18 protein-coding genes are annotated in these 18,082 nt (G+C 57.3%); 2 read left to right on the top strand and 16 right to left on the bottom strand.

The window, feature by feature from the left end; all coding sequences use genetic code 11:
* Positions 1 to 77 precede the first annotated feature (77 nt).
* The 3 genes from ettA to ACRX4W_RS07245 all read right to left on the bottom strand — a co-directional run bounded on the left by ettA (position 78) and on the right by ACRX4W_RS07245 (position 2,918).
* Positions 78 to 1,757 (bottom strand): energy-dependent translational throttle protein EttA, encoded by a 1,680-nt coding sequence (gene ettA, locus ACRX4W_RS07255; protein WP_055251458.1) that lies wholly within the window; start codon positions 1,755 to 1,757, stop codon positions 78 to 80.
* Positions 1,758 to 1,942: 185 nt separating this feature from the next.
* Positions 1,943 to 2,647 carry an SdpI family protein gene (locus tag ACRX4W_RS07250; RefSeq protein ID WP_161194574.1) on the bottom strand — a complete coding sequence of 235 codons (705 nt, stop codon included), beginning with the start codon at positions 2,645 to 2,647 and terminating at the stop codon, positions 1,943 to 1,945.
* A complete protein-coding gene (locus ACRX4W_RS07245) occupies positions 2,640 to 2,918 on the bottom strand; it encodes an autorepressor SdpR family transcription factor (RefSeq protein WP_117635429.1) in 279 nt (92 codons plus the stop codon). Before ACRX4W_RS07245 ends, ACRX4W_RS07250 begins: the two co-directional genes overlap by 8 nt.
* Positions 2,919 to 3,097: 179 nt before the next feature.
* On the opposite strand from ACRX4W_RS07245, the gene ACRX4W_RS07240 reads away from it, so the two are divergent.
* Both ACRX4W_RS07240 and ACRX4W_RS07235 read left to right on the top strand, forming a co-directional pair.
* Positions 3,098 to 3,895 (top strand): tRNA threonylcarbamoyladenosine dehydratase, encoded by a 798-nt coding sequence (locus ACRX4W_RS07240; protein ID WP_161194575.1) that lies wholly within the window; start codon positions 3,098 to 3,100, stop codon positions 3,893 to 3,895.
* A gap of 14 nt (positions 3,896 to 3,909) precedes the next feature.
* The gene (locus tag ACRX4W_RS07235) at positions 3,910 to 4,692 is read left to right on the top strand and encodes a TatD family hydrolase (protein ID WP_432299833.1); all 783 of its coding nucleotides are present in this window, start codon (positions 3,910 to 3,912) and stop codon (positions 4,690 to 4,692) included.
* 81 nt (positions 4,693 to 4,773) lie between these two features.
* On the opposite strand, the gene ACRX4W_RS07230 is transcribed toward ACRX4W_RS07235, so the two are convergent.
* From ACRX4W_RS07230 to ACRX4W_RS07170, 13 genes are all read right to left on the bottom strand, one after another.
* Positions 4,774 to 6,291, bottom strand: coding sequence for an FGGY-family carbohydrate kinase (locus ACRX4W_RS07230; RefSeq protein ID WP_432299831.1), 1,518 nt, complete (start codon positions 6,289 to 6,291; stop codon positions 4,774 to 4,776).
* Positions 6,292 to 6,297: 6 nt separating this feature from the next.
* Positions 6,298 to 7,107 (bottom strand): BtpA/SgcQ family protein, encoded by an 810-nt coding sequence (locus ACRX4W_RS07225; protein ID WP_117786628.1) that lies wholly within the window; start codon positions 7,105 to 7,107, stop codon positions 6,298 to 6,300.
* A 33-nt stretch (positions 7,108 to 7,140) separates the two neighbouring features.
* Positions 7,141 to 7,569, bottom strand: coding sequence for a secondary thiamine-phosphate synthase enzyme YjbQ (locus ACRX4W_RS07220; RefSeq protein ID WP_117735290.1), 429 nt, complete (start codon positions 7,567 to 7,569; stop codon positions 7,141 to 7,143).
* A 2-nt stretch (positions 7,570 to 7,571) separates the two neighbouring features.
* Complete coding sequence (locus ACRX4W_RS07215) at positions 7,572 to 8,432, bottom strand: amidohydrolase family protein (RefSeq protein ID WP_432299828.1); 861 nt, start codon at positions 8,430 to 8,432, stop codon at positions 7,572 to 7,574.
* 27 nt (positions 8,433 to 8,459) lie between these two features.
* A complete protein-coding gene (frlD, locus tag ACRX4W_RS07210) occupies positions 8,460 to 9,260 on the bottom strand; it encodes a fructoselysine 6-kinase (RefSeq protein WP_118267283.1) in 801 nt (266 codons plus the stop codon).
* Between the two features lie 121 nt (positions 9,261 to 9,381).
* Positions 9,382 to 10,245, bottom strand: coding sequence for a PfkB family carbohydrate kinase (locus tag ACRX4W_RS07205; RefSeq protein ID WP_432299826.1), 864 nt, complete (start codon positions 10,243 to 10,245; stop codon positions 9,382 to 9,384).
* Positions 10,246 to 10,258: 13 nt separating this feature from the next.
* Positions 10,259 to 11,227, bottom strand: a complete 969-nt coding sequence (locus ACRX4W_RS07200; protein ID WP_022094440.1) for an SIS domain-containing protein — start codon at positions 11,225 to 11,227, stop codon at positions 10,259 to 10,261.
* Between the two features lie 62 nt (positions 11,228 to 11,289).
* Complete coding sequence (locus tag ACRX4W_RS07195) at positions 11,290 to 12,141, bottom strand: sugar phosphate isomerase/epimerase family protein (protein ID WP_117629752.1); 852 nt, start codon at positions 12,139 to 12,141, stop codon at positions 11,290 to 11,292.
* 1 nt (position 12,142) lies between these two features.
* Positions 12,143 to 13,726 (bottom strand): amidohydrolase, encoded by a 1,584-nt coding sequence (locus ACRX4W_RS07190; protein ID WP_432299824.1) that lies wholly within the window; start codon positions 13,724 to 13,726, stop codon positions 12,143 to 12,145.
* Positions 13,727 to 13,735: 9 nt separating this feature from the next.
* Positions 13,736 to 15,199, bottom strand: coding sequence for a YfcC family protein (locus ACRX4W_RS07185; protein WP_432299822.1), 1,464 nt, complete (start codon positions 15,197 to 15,199; stop codon positions 13,736 to 13,738).
* A 218-nt stretch (positions 15,200 to 15,417) separates the two neighbouring features.
* The gene (locus ACRX4W_RS07180; protein WP_161194586.1) at positions 15,418 to 16,161 is read right to left on the bottom strand and encodes a GntR family transcriptional regulator; all 744 of its coding nucleotides are present in this window, start codon (positions 16,159 to 16,161) and stop codon (positions 15,418 to 15,420) included.
* A gap of 150 nt (positions 16,162 to 16,311) precedes the next feature.
* Positions 16,312 to 16,971, bottom strand: coding sequence for an HAD family hydrolase (locus tag ACRX4W_RS07175; protein WP_311774750.1), 660 nt, complete (start codon positions 16,969 to 16,971; stop codon positions 16,312 to 16,314).
* Positions 16,972 to 17,035: 64 nt separating this feature from the next.
* Positions 17,036 to 17,878 (bottom strand): Cof-type HAD-IIB family hydrolase, encoded by an 843-nt coding sequence (locus ACRX4W_RS07170; protein WP_117803851.1) that lies wholly within the window; start codon positions 17,876 to 17,878, stop codon positions 17,036 to 17,038.
* Positions 17,879 to 18,082 lie beyond the last annotated feature (204 nt).

The raw sequence follows: 18,082 nt of genomic DNA, 5'->3' as shown, positions 1-18,082 counted from the left end.
GTTCGCCGCGTTTTTTTATTTTCCCAGGTTGAGCATAAGTTCGTGTGACAAAGGGGCTGTCCCTTTGCCACATCAAACTAGTCCCTGGTAAGTTTCCTGTGGATACGATGCGGCTGGGCTGCGTCCTCGCCCAGGCGCTCGATGCGGTTGGCCTGATAGGCCTCGAAGTTACCCTCAAACCAATACCAGTTGCCCGGGTTCTCATCGGTGCCCTCCCACGCCAGGATGTGCGTGGCGACGCGGTCCAGGAACATACGATCGTGGCTAATGACCACCGAGCAGCCCGGGAACTCGAGCAGCGCCGCCTCGAGCGAGGACAGCGTCTCGACGTCGAGGTCGTTCGTGGGCTCGTCGAGGAGCAGCAGGTTGCCGCCCTGCTTGAGCGTAAGCGCCAAGTTCAGACGGTTGCGCTCGCCACCGGAGAGTACGCCAGCGCGCTTCTGCTGGTCCTGGCCCTTAAAGCCAAAGCTCGCCACATAAGCGCGGCTCGGAACCTCGGTCTCGCCGACCATCATGTGGTCCAGGCCGTCCGAGACGACCTCCCACAAGTTCTTATCGGGGTCGATGCCGGAACGGTTCTGGTCGACATAGGAGATCTTGACGGTCTCACCCACCTCAAGCTCGCCCGAAGTCAGCGGCTCCAGACCCACAATCGTCTTGAACAGCGTGGTCTTACCGACACCGTTGGGGCCGATGACGCCCACGATGCCGTTGCGCGGCAGGGTAAACGAAAGGTCGTCGATGAGCACACGGCCATCGAACTCCTTGTGCAGATGATGGGCCTCGAGCACCTTGTTGCCCAGACGCGGGCCCACAGGGATGCGGATGTCGGTCCAGTCGAGCTTCTGGCTTGCGCGGGCCTCGGCCTCCATCTCCTCGTAGCGAGCCAGGCGGGCCTTGTTCTTGGCTTGGCGAGCCTTGGGCGAGCTGCGCACCCACTCGAGCTCGGCCTCCATGCGCTTGGCAAGCTTGGCATCGCGGTTACCCTGAGCCTCGATACGGGCGGCCTTGGTCTCCAGATACGTGGAGTAGTTGCCCTTGTAGGGATAAAGGTGACCGCGGTCGACCTCGCAGATCCACTCGGCAACGTTATCCAGGAAGTAGCGATCGTGCGTGACGGCAAGCACCGCGCCCTGGTAGTTGTGCAGGAAATGCTCGAGCCACAGGATCGACTCGGCATCCAGGTGGTTCGTGGGCTCGTCGAGCAGCAGCAGATCGGGAGCCTCGAGCAGCAGCTTGCACAGGGCCACGCGACGGCGCTCGCCGCCGGAAAGCACATTGACCGGCATGTCGGAATCGGGCAGTTGCAGGGCGTCCATGGCCTGGCCGAGCTTGGAATCGATATCCCAGCCGTCGGCGGCATCGATCTCGTCCTGGAGCTTGCCCATCTCGGCCATGAGGGCGTCCATGTCGCAATCCGGGTCGCACATCTCCTCGCCGATCTTGTTGAAGCGATCGACCTTGGCGATCATATCGCCAAACGCCATGCGCACGTTCTCGATGACGGTCTTGTCGTCGTCGAGCGGCGGCTCCTGCTGCAGGATGCCCACGGTGTAGCCGGGAGTGAGCCTGGCATCGCCGTTGGAGACCTCCTCGATACCGGCCATGATCTTGAGCAGGGTCGACTTGCCCATACCGTTGGGGCCCACGACGCCGATCTTGGCACCGGGATAGAAGCTCAGGGTCACGTCGTCAAGAATCACCTTGTCGCCATGGGCCTTACGAGCCTGATACATCTGGTAGATAAACTCCGCCATTTGCCTGTTTTATCCTTTCTACCTGCTGTTTCCCTATTCTTGTTTTCGTTTTAGTGGAAACGAAATGAGGCAACCAGCTCTGAAATTTAACGAAAAAGGGGCATGGTTGCCCACACCCCCTAATACTACCTGGGAAAAGTCCCCCGGAACACACTATGAACTGCGTACGCTAGTTTTCCGCAACCTTAGCGAACGGCTCGCTGCGATTTGCGCCACAGCAGATACGAATAGACGTAGGCAGCGCCAGCTGAACCAAACGTCAGCACCGCAATCACCGCGGCGACGACTTCACTCGAAAGCACGCTGCCCGCCACGCCCATCACAATCAGGCCAACACCCAGCACCATAAAGCAGGCACCGCCAAAGCGCTGCGTACGGCGCCAGTTCTCGGGATCGGCAAGCGCCCAGGGCGTCTTGATACCGAGCGTATAGTTCTGCTTCACACGCGGCAAGTAGTTGCCTACGCCGATGAACAGCAAACCGACAGCACCGGAAATCAGCACGTTGACCGAACCGACCGCCGGCACCACGCCCCAGACCGTAAGCTCTCCCAGCCAGCTTATGGCGCACATGAACAAGGTGAAGGCAATTACGAAGCCCTGATAGAACTTACCCGAGGTTCGATATGCCTCACCTTTGGGATCGACGCGCGGCACCACGCAGAACATTGCGAGAAGCGCCAGAGGCAGCACGCCGAGCGCGGAGGCCATCCAGCTAGGACCCCAACCGTCGACAGCGCCGTTCGCGCCCCAGTGCGTGGGAATCTGCGCAGGCAAGCTCGGCATCACCATGAGGTGCGCTACGACATTGGCGACGCACAGAGCGACCAGCGCAATCCACACGCGCGACGATACCCCTGTGGGGTGAATGCCCTTGTTTTCGTTATTCATCCTTATCACCTTCATTGTTTGTAAAACCCATAAACCAGCCAATTAAATCCTGCATGACGGTGGTGTTTAAGCTGTATACGATGTTTTGGCCATGGCGCTCGTCGGTCACCAACCCGGCGTTTTTAAGCGTCGCCAAGTGATGGCTCAGCGACGGCTTACTGATATCGAAATGCTTGGCAAGCTCCCCCGCCGTGCAATTGCCCTCGCGCAGCAGTTCCAAAATGCGCCGCCGCGTAGGATCGGCCAGCGCCTTAAAACCCTCTCCCGGCATAAGACCTCCTCTCAGCACCCCTCATGACGCGCACACTATACTCGATATTTAGATGTTTGTCTAACTATCTAATCGAAATGCTTCAAACCACATCAAAGTAAGCGCCATCGCAACCTATGGGCGATTACCTATAATGGCGATAGCTAAAACACGATTCGCTTCCCCATCGGAGGATGTCTATGACCGAAACCGCAGCCGCAACTCCCAACGAGACACGCGACACCAAGCTCGAGATCATCATGGGCCGCGAGGCACTCGATAAGCTCGCCAACTCCACAGTGCTGGTGCTCGGCTGCGGTGGCGTGGGCTCCAATTGCTGCGAGGCACTCGCCCGCGGCGGCATCGGTCATTTCGTCATTCTGGACAAGGACATCATCGCGCCCAGCAATATCAATCGCCAGGCCATCGCCTTTCACAGCACCATCGGCAAGCGCAAGATCGATGTTATGGAAGCCATGATCCACGACATCAATCCAGCCGCTACCGTCATCAAGCGTACCGAATACCTGCTGAGCGACAACATCGACGAGTTTTTCGCGAGCGTTTTGGAGCAGACGGACGGCAAACTTGACTACGTCATCGACGCCATCGACACCATCTCGGCCAAGCTCACCATTGCCAAATATGCTCAGGACCACGACATCCGTTTGGTTAGCTCCATGGGCGGGGCCAACAAACTCCATCCCGAGTGCCTCCGATTTGCCGACATTTTCGATACGGTACGTGACCCCATGAGCCGCATCATGCGCAAAGAATGTAAGAAGCGCGGAATCAAGAGCCTACATGTACTGTTTAGCTGCGAGGAATCGGTTAAGACACAGCCCCGCGACCCTTCCAACATCCACGAGCGCACCGAGCTGGGAACCGCCAGCTTTATGCCGCCCATCATGGGCCAGATGATCGCCGGCGAGGTTATCCGCCAGATCAGTGGGCGCGGCACCGAGCACGTGCGCGCCGATGGCCAGCGCCTGGACTAGCAGGATGTCCTGCGATGGAACCGCAATTCTTTGACACGCATTGTCATCTTGATTTGATGCTCGGCCCCGATACTGCAGCCAGCGAGTCGGCGGCGTTGGGTCTGGGGCTCTTTGACTGCGGGGTCGACCCACGCGACTTTTCGGCCGCAAACGAGCGCGCCCGTCGCCAACCAAGCATCATCGCCGGCGTTGGGCTTCACCCCTGGTGGCTCGCCGACGGCCGCTGCGGTCCCGCCGAAGTCAACCTGCTTTGCGAGTTTGCTGCCCAAGAGCGCTACATCGGCGAGGTGGGGCTCGACTTTTCAGCGCGCTTTGCTGGAAGCGAGCCGTTGCAAATACAGGCACTTGATCGGCTCTGCGATACGCTCGCGCAGCATGCTCTTGCTGGGCGCGTGATATCAATTCACGCCATTCATTCGGCAGGAACCGTACTGGACGTCCTCGAATCGCATGGACTACTCATCCCAAATCCCGACTCCCCCTTTATCATCTTCCACTGGTTTAGCGGCACTTCGGACGAACTCGTCCGCGCGCGTAATGCAGGCTGCTATTTTTCCGTAAATGAGCGGATGCTCGCCACCAAGCGCGGTCACGAATACGCACGACAGATTCCACTCGACCGTCTACTGCTCGAGACCGATGCGCCGGCCGAGCCAAACACAGAAACAAGCGCGCAGTCGCTCATCAAATCACTCGCAAGGACCTCGATGCGCATTGCCTCACTCAAAAACTGTGACGCAAAGCGCATCGAGTCGGTAGTTTTAGCAAATGCGCACTCTGTTTTTGACCTTCGCTAACCCCTGTGGGCAAAAATGCCAAGGGACATGCGAATCGCACAACGCAGTCCCTATTTTGGAAGGCAGTACAATTCGGCAGCATTACACCAATTCGTGCATGAGATCACGGTTGCGTGAATACAATTCGTCAAAGATATGACGACGCGACGCATATAACTCGTGGGCAGCCATATCGGGCACGATTGTTTGCGCAACGCCAAGGACTTGAGCGAGCTCATCCCATGATGCATAGGCGCCTCCTGCGAGAGCTGCCATGATGGCATCGCCGAAGCATGCGCCCATCGTAACCTTGGCAACCGAGACCTCGCGCCCGCATACGTCGGCGATAGCCTGCATCCAAACTGGATTCTTGGTTCCACCTCCGACAAGCATAATGCGCCCAATTGGCAGTCCATGCTCTCGCTCGATAATGTCGACATGGGATGCAACGGTATACGCGATGCCTTCCAAGGCGGCGCGAACCATATGGGCTCGCGTATGCCTTCCGGTCAAGCCAAAGAAGACGCCACGCGCCTCGGGATCGTTGAGCGGAGTACGCTCCCCCGCAAAGTACGGCAGACACAGGAGCCCATCGGCACCCGGCGCCACGTCGGCGGCATCATGCGCCATAACCGAATATGCATCGGGGCCACCGTGGCCCTCGGCCTCTACGGCGTCGCGATACAGCTCTTGGCGCAGCCACGATGTGAGCGCACCCGCCGTATTGGTCCCCGCGCAGATCCCGTAAGTTCCGAGAATGATAAACGTCCCTGGCCACAGACGGGCATCATCGATCATATGATCAGCTAGGTAGATGAAATACGCCGTACTCCCCAACTGAACCATCATATCGCCGGGACGGAATACACCCGTCGAAATGGCCTCGGCACCAGAGTCGCCCGTTCCCACTAAGACAGGCGTCCCTGCCGCGAGCCCCGTCGCCTCAGCCGCACGCTGCGTAATCACCCCGGCAATATCGGTAGCCGACATTACCTCCGCCATCTGGTCAGGCCGGCAGAAACGAGCACATTCCCGAGCATCAACCTTCCAAGTGTAGCGATCGTATAGGGGAAGAAAATCCTCCGCCAAATAACGGTCCACCGTAAAACGCCCCGTCAACTTCGCGCACAGAAACGATGACGCCGTCAGGAACTTCGCAGCACGTTCGTGCACCTCGGGCATATTCTCCTTAAACCACAAGATCTTGGGAGCAATATCTGACGAACAGGGATCGTGCCCGAAAAGCTCGCGTGCGCGATCTGACCCATATTCGGAAAGAAGCTCGTCAATCTGCGGCTTCGAACGTGCATCGACTCCGTACAAAATTGCGGGCGCCAGCGCGTTGCACTCGGTATCGACCGGCACACAGTCGCAACCCAATGCGGAAAGGCCCACGCATCCGATCTGTGCCGCGTTAACCCCCGATCGCGCCACCAGCTCGCGCGACAGGCGGCAAAAATCGCCCCACCAAACTGCCTCCGCATCATGCTGGTACCATCCATCACACGGGTTGTCCGTCTCGTGTCCACAAGAGGCTTGGCAAACGATGTTGCATCGATCATCGATTAAAACGCCTTTAGAGGCGCTTGTCCCAATATCAATACCCAGATAGAGCGCCATAGGTGCCTACTCCCCTCGCGCCGTACGAGCGGCAGCCATAAAACGAGCTACCCGCTCAACATCAACCGGGGCATCCAGCTTTCCGTCGCGCTTTAAGCAGGTGCCGACAAACGCGCCATCGTAGTGAGCAAATACGTCAGCCACGGTATTTTCGCGACAACCGGTGCCACATACCACGGGCACTTCGCCAACACGCTCACGGACCTCATCGGCAAGCTCGCCCGAAGCGCCACGACCGGCAGCCGAACCGCCGATGACCATCGCATCCGGTAGGCAATTAAAGAGAAGCGAATCGGCAATGTCCGCAGTCGTGCGGTCGTTGAGATAAACCTCTCCCTCGCTCGTGATGAAGTGAAAAAGCTTGAGGTCGTCCAAGCGCAGCGCCGCCTTGCGACGCATGGTGTGCGCGAAATCTCGGTTAATCAGCCCGAGATCACCGGCCCAGGCACCGCAAAAATTGCAGCGCGTGAACTGCGCATCGACGGCAGCGCACAGCTCGATTGTGGCATCACCATCGTAAATAGCCTCAGCTCCCCAAGGGGTCGACAGATCATGGGACAGAGCCCCGATTACATAGCCCATCGATGCAAGGGTTGAGGGAGAAACGTGCTGCTCATAGGGCATCGAGAGCTCATTGGTAATCAAAATGCCATCGACACCGCCCTGCTGCAACGCCTCGAGATCGCGCTTGGCGGCTTCCACGACCTGCGACACGCTTCCGCCCGGGTAATACAGTGGATCGCCCGGCAGAGGACGCAGGTGCAGCATTCCGATAACCGGCTTTTCGGTCTTGAACATCGAGGTTAGAAACGACATAACGTGCTCCTTCTTAGGGTCATTGCAGGGACGTTACTCCCCCAGCACCTCGACGTACACTTTTCGCTTCTGCGGACCGTCAAACTCCGCAAGATAGATGTTCTGGGCACCTCCGCACACGATGTGGCCATCTTGGACGGGAAAGAAGCAACTGTTTCCACAAATCATGCTCTTGATATGCCCACAGGAGTTGTTACCGGTGGCTCCATAGCTCGGCAGGAAGTGTGCATGCGCATAGGGGGCATCGAGTGGGGCGATGCGATCAAGCGTCTCCATAAGATCCGTCTCCACGCAGGGCAGCCCCTCGTTTACCACGATTCCGCAGGTCGTATGCGACAAAATAATCGCCGCCAAGCCATTGGTCACCGAGCTGCGCTCGATGGCAGCGTGCACGTCCTCGGTAATATCGATGAACTGGTCCGGAGCAGTCGATAGATAGCTCAATGTCTCGAGCGTCACCATGTTCACTCATCCCCTTCAAGAAAACGCAGGGCATTACCCCAGTAGAGCCTTTCTCGCGCATCATCGCGCATGGGCACGGTATCGAGCGCCCGCTTGAGTTTGAATGCACGGAAGCGCGGCGTATTGCTGGCGCACATCACTTGGTGCGATAGCGCGCGCTCATACCACAGCGGCCCCATATCGACCGTGAAAAGACGCTGCATCATCTCCTCGGGCGAATCGATGTAAGTGATAGAGGTGTCCGCGTAGCAGTTGGGATACTTGAGCAGCATCGCCACGGTCTCGCGCACCCAGGGCCAGCCAAAATGGGTCAAACTAAAACGCACATTTGGATGCGTTGCGATTGTGTGCTCAAATGCAAGCGGGTTACTGCGCGAGAGCTCTGCGCCCGGCTCCCAAGACATACCGGCATGGAAAACCACCGGCTTGTTATAGCGCTCGCACAGTTCGTAAAGCGGCTCGGCCACAGCATCATCGGGGGCAAAACCCTGCTTTGCAGGATGCAGGCAAAGCCCCTTTGCCCCCAACTCGGTAAAGGCGCGCTCCAATTCGTCTGCGGCACCGCTCACCTGCGGGTCTACGCTCGCAAATCCCCACAGACGATCGGGATGTGCGGCAACCAGCATGGCAATCTGGTCATTGGTGCCAAAGTGCCCTCCGCATGCCGTGGTTACATCGAGCGGCATGAGCACGCTCTTCTGCACATCGCAGACGTCCATCTCGACTTGAAGCTCATCCCAATCCATGGGGCCCATATGCCCCATACCAAATTCTCGTGACCAAAAACCGAATCCATCAGGCTCATCACCCGGCGTACAGATCTCGCCGTAGAGCATGGGATGGACCAACATGTCGATAACCATTTCGTACTCCTTTCCAGGCATTTGACCCTAGTACGGCTCAAACGAACCAATCACTCGGGACGACAGCTCAGCGCCCGCCTTCATACACGCCGGAATATCAAGGCCATCGATCACGCCCTTGGTAAACCCGGCAATATACGAGTCGCCGGCACCCACGGTATTAACGACCTTCTCCGCCGGTACGATCCCGCACTCATAGAAGCGCTCACCGTCATAGGCAATGCTTCCCTTCTCGCCAAGCGTGGCAACCGCAACGCGCGGTCCCAATCCCTGCACGTGGCGTACCCAGTCTCGTAGCTCCGGAGTGTCCTCTTCAAACGACATGAACGCATAGTCTACGTAAGGAAAATGAGCCTCACATGCATATTCGGGATCCTGGCTGAACACCGAGAAGTCCATAACCACCGTCTTGCCCGCATCATGCCATTCGGGCAGGAGGTCCAAACAATTGCCAAACAGGTCGGTATGAATGATGTCATGCTCCAGGATAAACGCCCGGTCGTCTTCATTCGGTCGATATGTCTCCATTACGCCATCGATTGCCTCGAGATGCACGCGATCGACGCCGTCTTTCAATGCCATGAGCATCACCGAGGTGTCGCCATCCTCCACCCGCAGATGTGAGATATCGAACCCCTCGGCGGCCAGCGCCTCTCTCATCTTGTCTCCGTACTCGTCCTTGCCGACAACCGACACGGCGGATACCGAAACGCCCATTCGTGCAAGATGGATACCCCAGTCAATGCCATTACCAGTCGGATAGAACACGCCGATGTTTTGATAGACGTCCGCACAGCAAAAACCAGCCGCACACGCTTTAATACCCATACTCTTCTCCAATGTTCAAAAGGGGACCCACCACATGGCGAGCCCCCTTTTCGCGTTTCGCTTATTGTTTTGCATCGGCTGCCCAAGGCCTCATAGCCAGACCGCCGTACGCTTTCTTAAGCTATTCGACGATTGGTGCTCCGTGGCCCCAAGAACCTTCCATGCCGCACACGGTCGAGGCAAACCCGGCAGCAAAGTCGAGCGCGCGCTCGATGGCCTCGGCGCCATCCTCACCACGCTTGGCGGAATCGAGATAGCACATCAAAAACGAGGTGAGGAACGAGTCGCCCGCCCCCATGGTGTCCTTCATGTCCGTTACCGGTTTAGCCAGCTGGCGGTAATAACGCTCGCCGTCGTAAGCGATGCAGCCCTCGGCGCCCGCCGTAGCCGACACGAAACGCGGACCCAGACCCTTCACCCATGCCAGACGCTCGCGAATCTCGTCCTCACTCGCGGCATCCGCCGCACTAAAGAAAGCAAAATCGACGTAGGGCGCAATCTGCTCGTAGTACTCGTCGGTGGAGTCGTCCGAAAAGTCAAAAGAGACCGTGACGCCCGCAGCCTTCAACTTGGGCAGCTCGCGCTCGGTAAAGCAATAGTTGCCCGAATGAACCACATCGAACTGCTTCATGTACGAAAGGTCAAAGCGATCGAGGACATAGCGCGCATCGCCACGGACACCGCCCTCGTTGGAGCCGAGGAAGACACGGTCACCGTCAACGACGGTCACGCGAGCCGCTCCGTTCTCGCCAATCATCTGCTCGCACTTGTCAAGTTCGATACCCTCATCCTCGAGGCTTGCAATGACATGCTCGGCAGCGGCGTCATTGCCAAAAATGCCCATGTATGCAGAGCGTGCGGCACCGCATTTCTTGGCATAAACGGCGAAGTTCACCGCATTGCCGCCGGGATACATGGTGTGGATATGCTCGTAGCGATCGACGACGTTGTCGCCAAATCCGAGCGCGTTAACGTTAAATGCCATGGTATTTACCCTTCTAGTACTCGACGACGCCCATGTAGCGACGGAAATCGGGATCATGGTCAAACACCTTGCCGCGTGCGGCACGCAGCTCGCAGTTCATGGCGTAGAACAGCACCGGGTCCAGATAGGCACGGACGCTCGCCGGCACGGCTTCCATACCGTACTCCTTGGCATCGAGCACCATCAGCGTATCGGTATGCGTCTTAAGGAACGCCAGGGCGCGCTCGTCCATAGCACGGCACTCGCTGGAGCCCATCTGCAGGAAGTAAAAAACGCCATCCTGAGTAGCCTCGAAGGGGCCATGGAAGTACTCGGCGGAGTGGATGTAGCTGCAGTGCTGCCACTGCATCTCCATAAGAGAGCAGATAGCGAAACCGTAGGTCTGGCTAAAGTTGGGACCGCTGCCCAGAATATAGAAGAACTCATGCTCCTGGCAAAGCTTGGCAAAACGATCGCCCAGCTCGGCATTTACCTTCTCGCGTGCCGGGGGAAGAATCTTATCCATCTCGGCGATACCGGCATACATATCGGCAAGATCGGCGTAGCCCTCCTGCTGATCGAGCAGCTCTGCCGCAAGCGACAGCGAAATGCCAGCGGGGACCTCGGCCTGCGGCACACCCTCGCCCCACGGGTAGACCCACGTGGTCCACTTGCCGGAGTCAATCTTGGATCCAGCGTTGTCGGTCTGGGCGATCACCGTAGCGCCGGCGGCAAGGGCGATCTCACAGCCCTCGACGACCTCGGGGGTGTTGCCACTGTGGCTGCAGGCAATAACCAGGGATTTCTCACCCAAGCGGCGCGGACGCATGATATCAAACTCGCGAGCCGTATAGATATACGAAGTGAAGGTGGTTGCCTCGCGCTGCAGAAGCTCATGAGCCGGGATCAAATCGATCATGGAGCCACCGCAAGCAATCCAGTAGACGCTGTCGAACTTGCCCTTCTCGGCAATTGCCTCTTTGATCAGATCGTGTGCGTTCATATCCAGTTCCTTTCTTGTTTAGTCCGCAATCAATGACGTTGGCTGCGTGGCCGATAGTTGTTTTAGTCAATCAGATATTTCTCGAATGCGGCCATGTTCTTGGCATCTGCCGCCGCGGGGTCATCGTAGTAACGACCGTCCGTGATTTCCTGGCCCAGCATGCCGTCGAAACCATGGGCGTTGAGTGTGGCGACGAAGGCGTCCATATCGTGCTTGCCATCGCCCCACACCAGATGGCCATACGGGTCGCCGTCGATAAAGTGCATCTCGTGAATTGCCCCATCACCAAAGGCGGCAAACCAGTCCTCGAGCGTCTCGCCCGCAACGCCCATCGCGGTTGTATCAACCATGGGCTGCAAGTACGGGCTCGCGACCTCGTCAATCATGCGCTTCGCATCGGAAACCGTCGTCACAAGGTTGCTCTCCTCGGGACGCAGGCTTTCCATCGTAAGCACCAGACCGTGCTCGCCGGCATACTCCGCCAGAATGGACAAGTGCTCGCGGCTGCGCTTCCAGGCTTCCTCGCGGTCCTCGTCCCAGTCGCCCCAGCCCGAGTTGACGGACATACGGTCGCACCCAAGTACCTCGGCAAGCTCAATGCCGTGCTTAAAGTACGCCAGGCTGCGCTGTTCATGCAGCGGTTTGCGTGCGCAGTACTGCCAAGGATAGACAACATTCTCGGGGCACAGAGTACGATACCTAAGCCCACGGTCTGCAGCCTTTTTCGCCAGGACCTCAGCCTCAAAGTAGCCCGTATGGTCGAGCGTCACATGCGGCTCTGCACACCACAGCTCAATGGACTCAAAGCCCAAACGCTGCTGCACATCAAGGAAGTAATCGAGCGACCACATGATGTAGTGGATATTCATGCCCGCAATCTGTTCGCGGCGCAGCGTCGGTTTGGATTCAGACATCTTATGCCTCCTTATTTCGATCGAACACGATTTGTCCGTCCGACATCGTCATATCAACCGAAAGATCGCGTGCGTCGCGATAATCGAGGTCGAACACATCCCGATCGAGCACGCAGATATCGGCAAGCTTGCCGACCTCGAGCGTACCCAGTTCGTCTTCGCGCATCAGATCGTACGCGCCCCCGGCAGTCCAAGCGCGCAAGAGCTCGACAAGTGTCAGCGCGTTGGCCTCATTCACGGGCAGTCCATCGTCGAAGTATCCGCCGCACGCGCTGTAGATTGACTCGCCCAGGCTCGGAATCAGCAGCGGCAAATCCGTACCACAGCACACCGTGCATCCGGAATCTTCCATGCCGCGGCGATTCCAGCTGTGCAAAAGTCGCGTCTCGCCAATTTGTCGACGCATCATCGACAGGCAATCCTCGCGCCGGTCCAGCGTCAAAATCTGCGGATAGACCTCGCAAATTCCACCTAACTTGCCAAACTCGACAAGATCGGTCGGATCAGAGTTCTCGAGATCGGTAATCGCATGGCGGCGAAGCAACCGTCCATGCTCGTCTCGAGGCAGCGAGGCATAGAGCGCCACGGTGCGACGAACGGCGCCATCGCCCTGGCAATGCAAGGAATATCGGAAGCCGTCAGCATCAATTGCGCGCAGCTCGTTCTCAATCAGATCCCACTCGGGCTCCTCGACAACCGTCTTGCCGGCAGCGCCCGCATCGGCCGTGTCCTCATAGGGGTCAATCATCTCGGCAAGCCCCGCCCATACGCCTCGATCGGTCATACGGTTGAAGCCAGAAAAACGAACGAACGGACCCCGGAAGCGCTCTCGTGCCTCGCGAGCATATGACAGATTTGCACCGGCACCCACCGGCTGCGACATCATAGAGACGCGAACCGTCAGCTCACCAGATTCCTCACGGCGAGCCATTTCGTCGGCAAAACCGTAGTAGTCATCAAACGCCATCTCCTTGATGGCGGTAACGCCGCGCTCGTTAAGCATGCTCATGTAGTCCGAATACCCCGCACGTACCTCGGGCAGCGCGAGGAAATCGCTCATCATGCGCCAGATCTTCTCGGCATAGCACGCCTGGGGTGTGAAGCCGTATCGCGCACTGGCGGCAGCATTGAGAACGCAGGTCTCCGCACCCGGTGTAAAGCAGACGACAGGGATATCGCCAAAACAATCGTCAAACATAGCTGCCGTATTTGCGTTCTCGGCATCCGATGCCAACGTTTCGGGCAGGTTGTGGCCAAAAGCCGCCGCGCAATCCGAATGATCTTCTTTCCATGCACGCAAGAGCGACACGGCCTCTTTGGCATCAGTGATGCCGGACAGATCAGACCCCAACGTCCGCAGCGCCCAGCCTGTATAGAAGGTATGTACATCGATCAGGCCAGGCATGACGGTGCGGTCGCCCAGGTCAACTACCTCGTCCGCCTGGGTCAAATACGAAGCTACCTCACACTTGGTGCCAACCGCCTCAATTCGATTGTCACGGACCGCTACGAAACCTTCAAACGGCAGGTCCCCCGTACCGGTAAAGATGCTCTTAGACGTCAGGACCGTCAAACGATCGGACATTATAATCACCTACGCCGGAAGCATGCCAGAAATGGCAGTAATGACCAAGCCAAACACGACCATGAAGATGAAGAACTTCCAAATGGTCTTCCACCATTGGCCAAACGAAATCTTAGCCACGCCAAGGCCGGCAACCGTCATGCCCGCCACGGGACTGATGGTGTTGATGGTCTGGTTGGCAAACTGGAGCGCGGTAACGGCCGCCTCGGGATTGAGGCCCATGAGCTCGGTCAGGGGGCCCATAACGGGCATGGTGAGTGCCGCCAGGCCAGAACTCGAGGGAACCAGCAAAGAGAGCAGGCCAAGGACGATATACATAAACGTGGTGTAGACGGCGGCGGGTGCACCGGCAAGCGCAGTAGCGAGCGCCTGGAGGATGGTGTCGATGATCATGCCGCCCTCGGCGATGACCAGAATACCGCGAGCGATACCGATAACGATGGCGGCGTACGCAAAGTCGGCGAGACCTTTAACGAACTCCTCGGCAATCGTCTGCTGGTCAAGACCGCCCAGGATACCGGCAAGCAAGCCCATGCCAAGGAACACGGCGGAAATCTCATTCATGTACCAACCCTGGGTAACAAGACCCCAGACGATAATGCCCATACCGCAAGCAAAATCGATAAGCACGAGCTTCTGACGGGTAGTGAACTCTTCCTCGATGGAGGCATCGGTCACGGAAAACTCGATACGCTTGAGTTTATCGTCCTCGTACGTAATGGACGACTCGGGGTTTTTCTTGACGCGCATGGCGTAGCGCATGGCCCATGCGATACCAACGGCAGTGAAGATGACCCAAGAAACGGCGCGCAGCCACAGTTGCGGATTGCCCTCGATGCCAATGATGCCTTGGGCGATCAAAACATTAAACGGGTCGATGGTCGAAGCACAATATCCCAGGTTAGGACCAAGGAAGCAGATGATGAATGCCGTCATCGAGTCATAACCGATACCCATCATGATGGGAATGAAGATGGCATAGAACGGCAGGGCTTCCTCAGACATACCAAACGTGGTGCCGCAAATGGACAGCAACGTCATCGTGATGGGAATGATGAGGATGTCCTTGTTCTTGAGCTTTTTAATCACACGGCTCATGCCGGCATTCAAAGCGTTGGTCTTGGTGATGATTGCGAACGACCCGCCAATCAATAAGACGAACGCAACGACGTCGGCAGCCTCCTGGATGCCCTTAGTGGGCGCTTGCAGGACCGCGAAGATATCTTGACCCAGATTGATGGTCTCGCCGGTCTCGGAATCGGTGTAGTTCTTATCGACCTGTTCATAGGTTCCAGCAACGGCGACTTCACGCTCGCCCGCCGCTGTCGAAATTGTCTTGCGCTGATACTGACCAGAGGGAACGATCCAAGTCAGGACCGCAAAGACAACGATCAGCAAGAACATGATCGTATAGACATGCGGTAATTTGAACTTAAAACGTCTGTTTGTCTTCTTCGCCTTCGTATCTGACATAGATACCTCCAAAGAACTCGAGACTGCATCGCATCTCGCTTCAACGCTTGCACAAGGCAAACGTTCTATGACGTTCTATAGATTACCAGCAGCTTTTCTCGTCATCAAGATAATTTCAAACTGATTGCCGCAACGCGGTTGAACGGTTGCGTTTGCGCCGTGAACGGTATGGAAACGCCCGGTGAGATGATCCACCGGGCGTCTCCATTCGCAATGTCCTAGATGTCAAAAACGTAGCGAGACCCAACGATCCGCTGACGACCGATGATAAACGGCCGCCGCTGCTCATCAAAGAAGAAGGCTTCCATATAAAACAAGGGTTCGCCAACGGGAACCGCCAGCAACCGAGCGACCTCGGGCGATGCGCACGCGATCTCGAGCGTGCACGGGTCGGTAAACGCAGGCGTCCGCCCCGTCCGGTTGCGCACGAACTCAAAAATGGATTGGTTAGATAGAGGCGCCGTTGATAGATAGGCGTTGTCCTCGTAAACGTATATGTTGTTCTCAAGCATGACAGGGACGCCATCGGCAGTACGCACGCGCTCAACGCAAATCAAGTCAGTTCCAACGGGAACACCAAAGAACTGTGCTTCGGTGGAATCCGCCGGCAGTATCTTTCTCGAAATGACACACGCCCCCGGTTCCATTCCGTTAGCGCGGCATGCGTCCGAAAAACTCTGGACGTCATCCTTCTGGCGAATCTTGCGCTTGAGCTTGGGGGCATTGACAAACGTGCCTTTCCCCTGTCGCTTCGTTAGATAGCCCTGTTGGACGAGCTCCTCAATAGCGCGTCGCACGGTAACGCGGCCAACTTTATAGCTCTCAGCCAATTCGAATTCGTTGGGTATCCGCGCACCTGCCTTGTAGGCACCGGAGTTGATTTCGTTTTTAATGATATCAATGACCTGTTGGTACAGCGGTATCGCTGCTTTACCGTCAGTTAGCCCTTCAGTCGGTGGCATATACCCTCTCCCAGCGCAATTACGTCTAAAACGGGCTTAAGGGCATTCAACAAGTCCTTAAGCCCGCATTAGCTTAAAGTATGCTAGGTGTCGCACCAAAATGTCGGGTATTTACTCATCGGACCCGAAAAACGCGCAACTAACGCGCTCTTACGCGAGTTCCAGCAGGTCCGGCAGCTGATCGATAATCTTATCCGCGGCGTCCTGACTAAAGCCAAAGCGCTCCTCGCGCTTGGCGATGACTGTCAGACCGGCGCGCTTGCCGGCAGTGATGCCAGGCACCGAATCCTCAACGCAGCAGCAGCGATTCGCGGGCAGCCCCAGCAGGTCCAGCGCATGCAGGTAGATGTCGGGCTCGGGCTTACTCTCCTTAAACTGCTCGCCGCTCACCACATACTCAAAGGCATCCGACAGCCCGCACGCGTTGAGCACTTCCTCGATGCTATCCATGGGAGACGAGCTGGCAAGCGCCACGCGAACGCCACGGCGCGGCAGCTCTCGAATCGTATCCACAGCGCCTGGGTTAATCAAAGCCTGATAGTCGCGCGGACGCTTATGCGCCCACTCGTCCCAACGGGCCAACGCTTCCTCGCCAGTGAAATGCCCCTTACCGGCGCGCTCAAACCAATCGACCAGCATATGCAGGAAGAACTGATGCGAGGTACCGACTTGCCCATTCAACTCCTCTTGAGTCAGGTTAAGCCCAAGCTCCTTGGCAAACGCGGCAGTCTCGCCCAGGTAGTAATACTCGGTATCGACAATGACACCGTCCATGTCAAAGATAACGGCGTCGAACGGAAATGCGGACACGGCACCCTCCCTAACAAAAGGGCGCCCGCAAGCAGGCGCCCAAACCATGCATTAATCGGCGATTCTAACCCAGCAGCTTATCCAGCGCCACTGCAATACCGTCTTCGTTGTTATTGGCGGTTACCATCTGGGCAACTGCCTTAACCTCATCGACGGCGTTGCCCATGGCAACACCGGTGCCGGCCCACTCAATCATGGACTTGTCGTTCTGGCCGTCGCCAAACGAGACGACCTCGCTGGCATCGATACCGAGCTTGGGCAGGGCACCCTCGAGCGCACGGGCTTTGTCGATACCGGGCGCCGTGTACTCAAAGTACCAGTCGGCCGTAAACATGCCCGAAAGCGTCTGGGTAAAGGGCGCATACATCTCCTCGTAATGCGCCTGCAGGTAGGTCGGATCACCCGCCGTCAGCAGCTTGTCCACGGGATAAGTGTCCACGACCTCATGCAAGCTCTCGACCTCGCGAATCTTAAGATCGCACGCATCGCGCTCATACTTGACGATATTCTTCTGCAAGCCGTCAGGCAGCGTGATCATGCAATGGTACGAGTCCTCGACGTGCAAATCGCGACCGAGCGAAATCATAGGGATCACGTCGAAATTGCGCAGATGATCAATCAGACGGTGCAGCTCGTCAGCCGGCATGGCCTGGTCAAAAAGGACCTCATCGGTCTGAGCGTCGACCACATGCGCGCCATTAAAGGCAACTAGCAGACCGTCATGGTTTTGAAGGTCGAGCTCCTGCGCCAAGGCGTGCAACCCCCATGCGGGACGGCCCGAAGCCAAGATGAGCTTAATGCCCGACTCCTGCGTCGCGAGCAGCTTCTCGCGCGTACGCGGGCTGATGACCTTTTGATCGTTGGTGAGCGTACCGTCGATATCCATTGCGATGGCTTTGATTGCCATATATGCCTCCCTGTCATTGAACAACCTTGTCTGAGCCATCATACAGAACACCCACGGCGGCGCTGTTTGCAACGGGAAAAATGTCATATTGTCCCAAACATGAACGGCGCGCCTTCGACGATTGCGATGCCCGTCGAGGCGCCTCCCGATACATTCCATCCTATCCAAATAGCAAGGGGCCCGTATCCCAACGGATACGGGCCC

The sequence above is a fragment of the Collinsella aerofaciens genome (genome assembly GCF_964283865.1).
In the GTDB taxonomy this organism is placed as follows: domain Bacteria; phylum Actinomycetota; class Coriobacteriia; order Coriobacteriales; family Coriobacteriaceae; genus Collinsella.
Note: the sequence above shows the minus strand (reverse complement) of the source record. Positions and strands in the feature narration are given on the sequence as shown.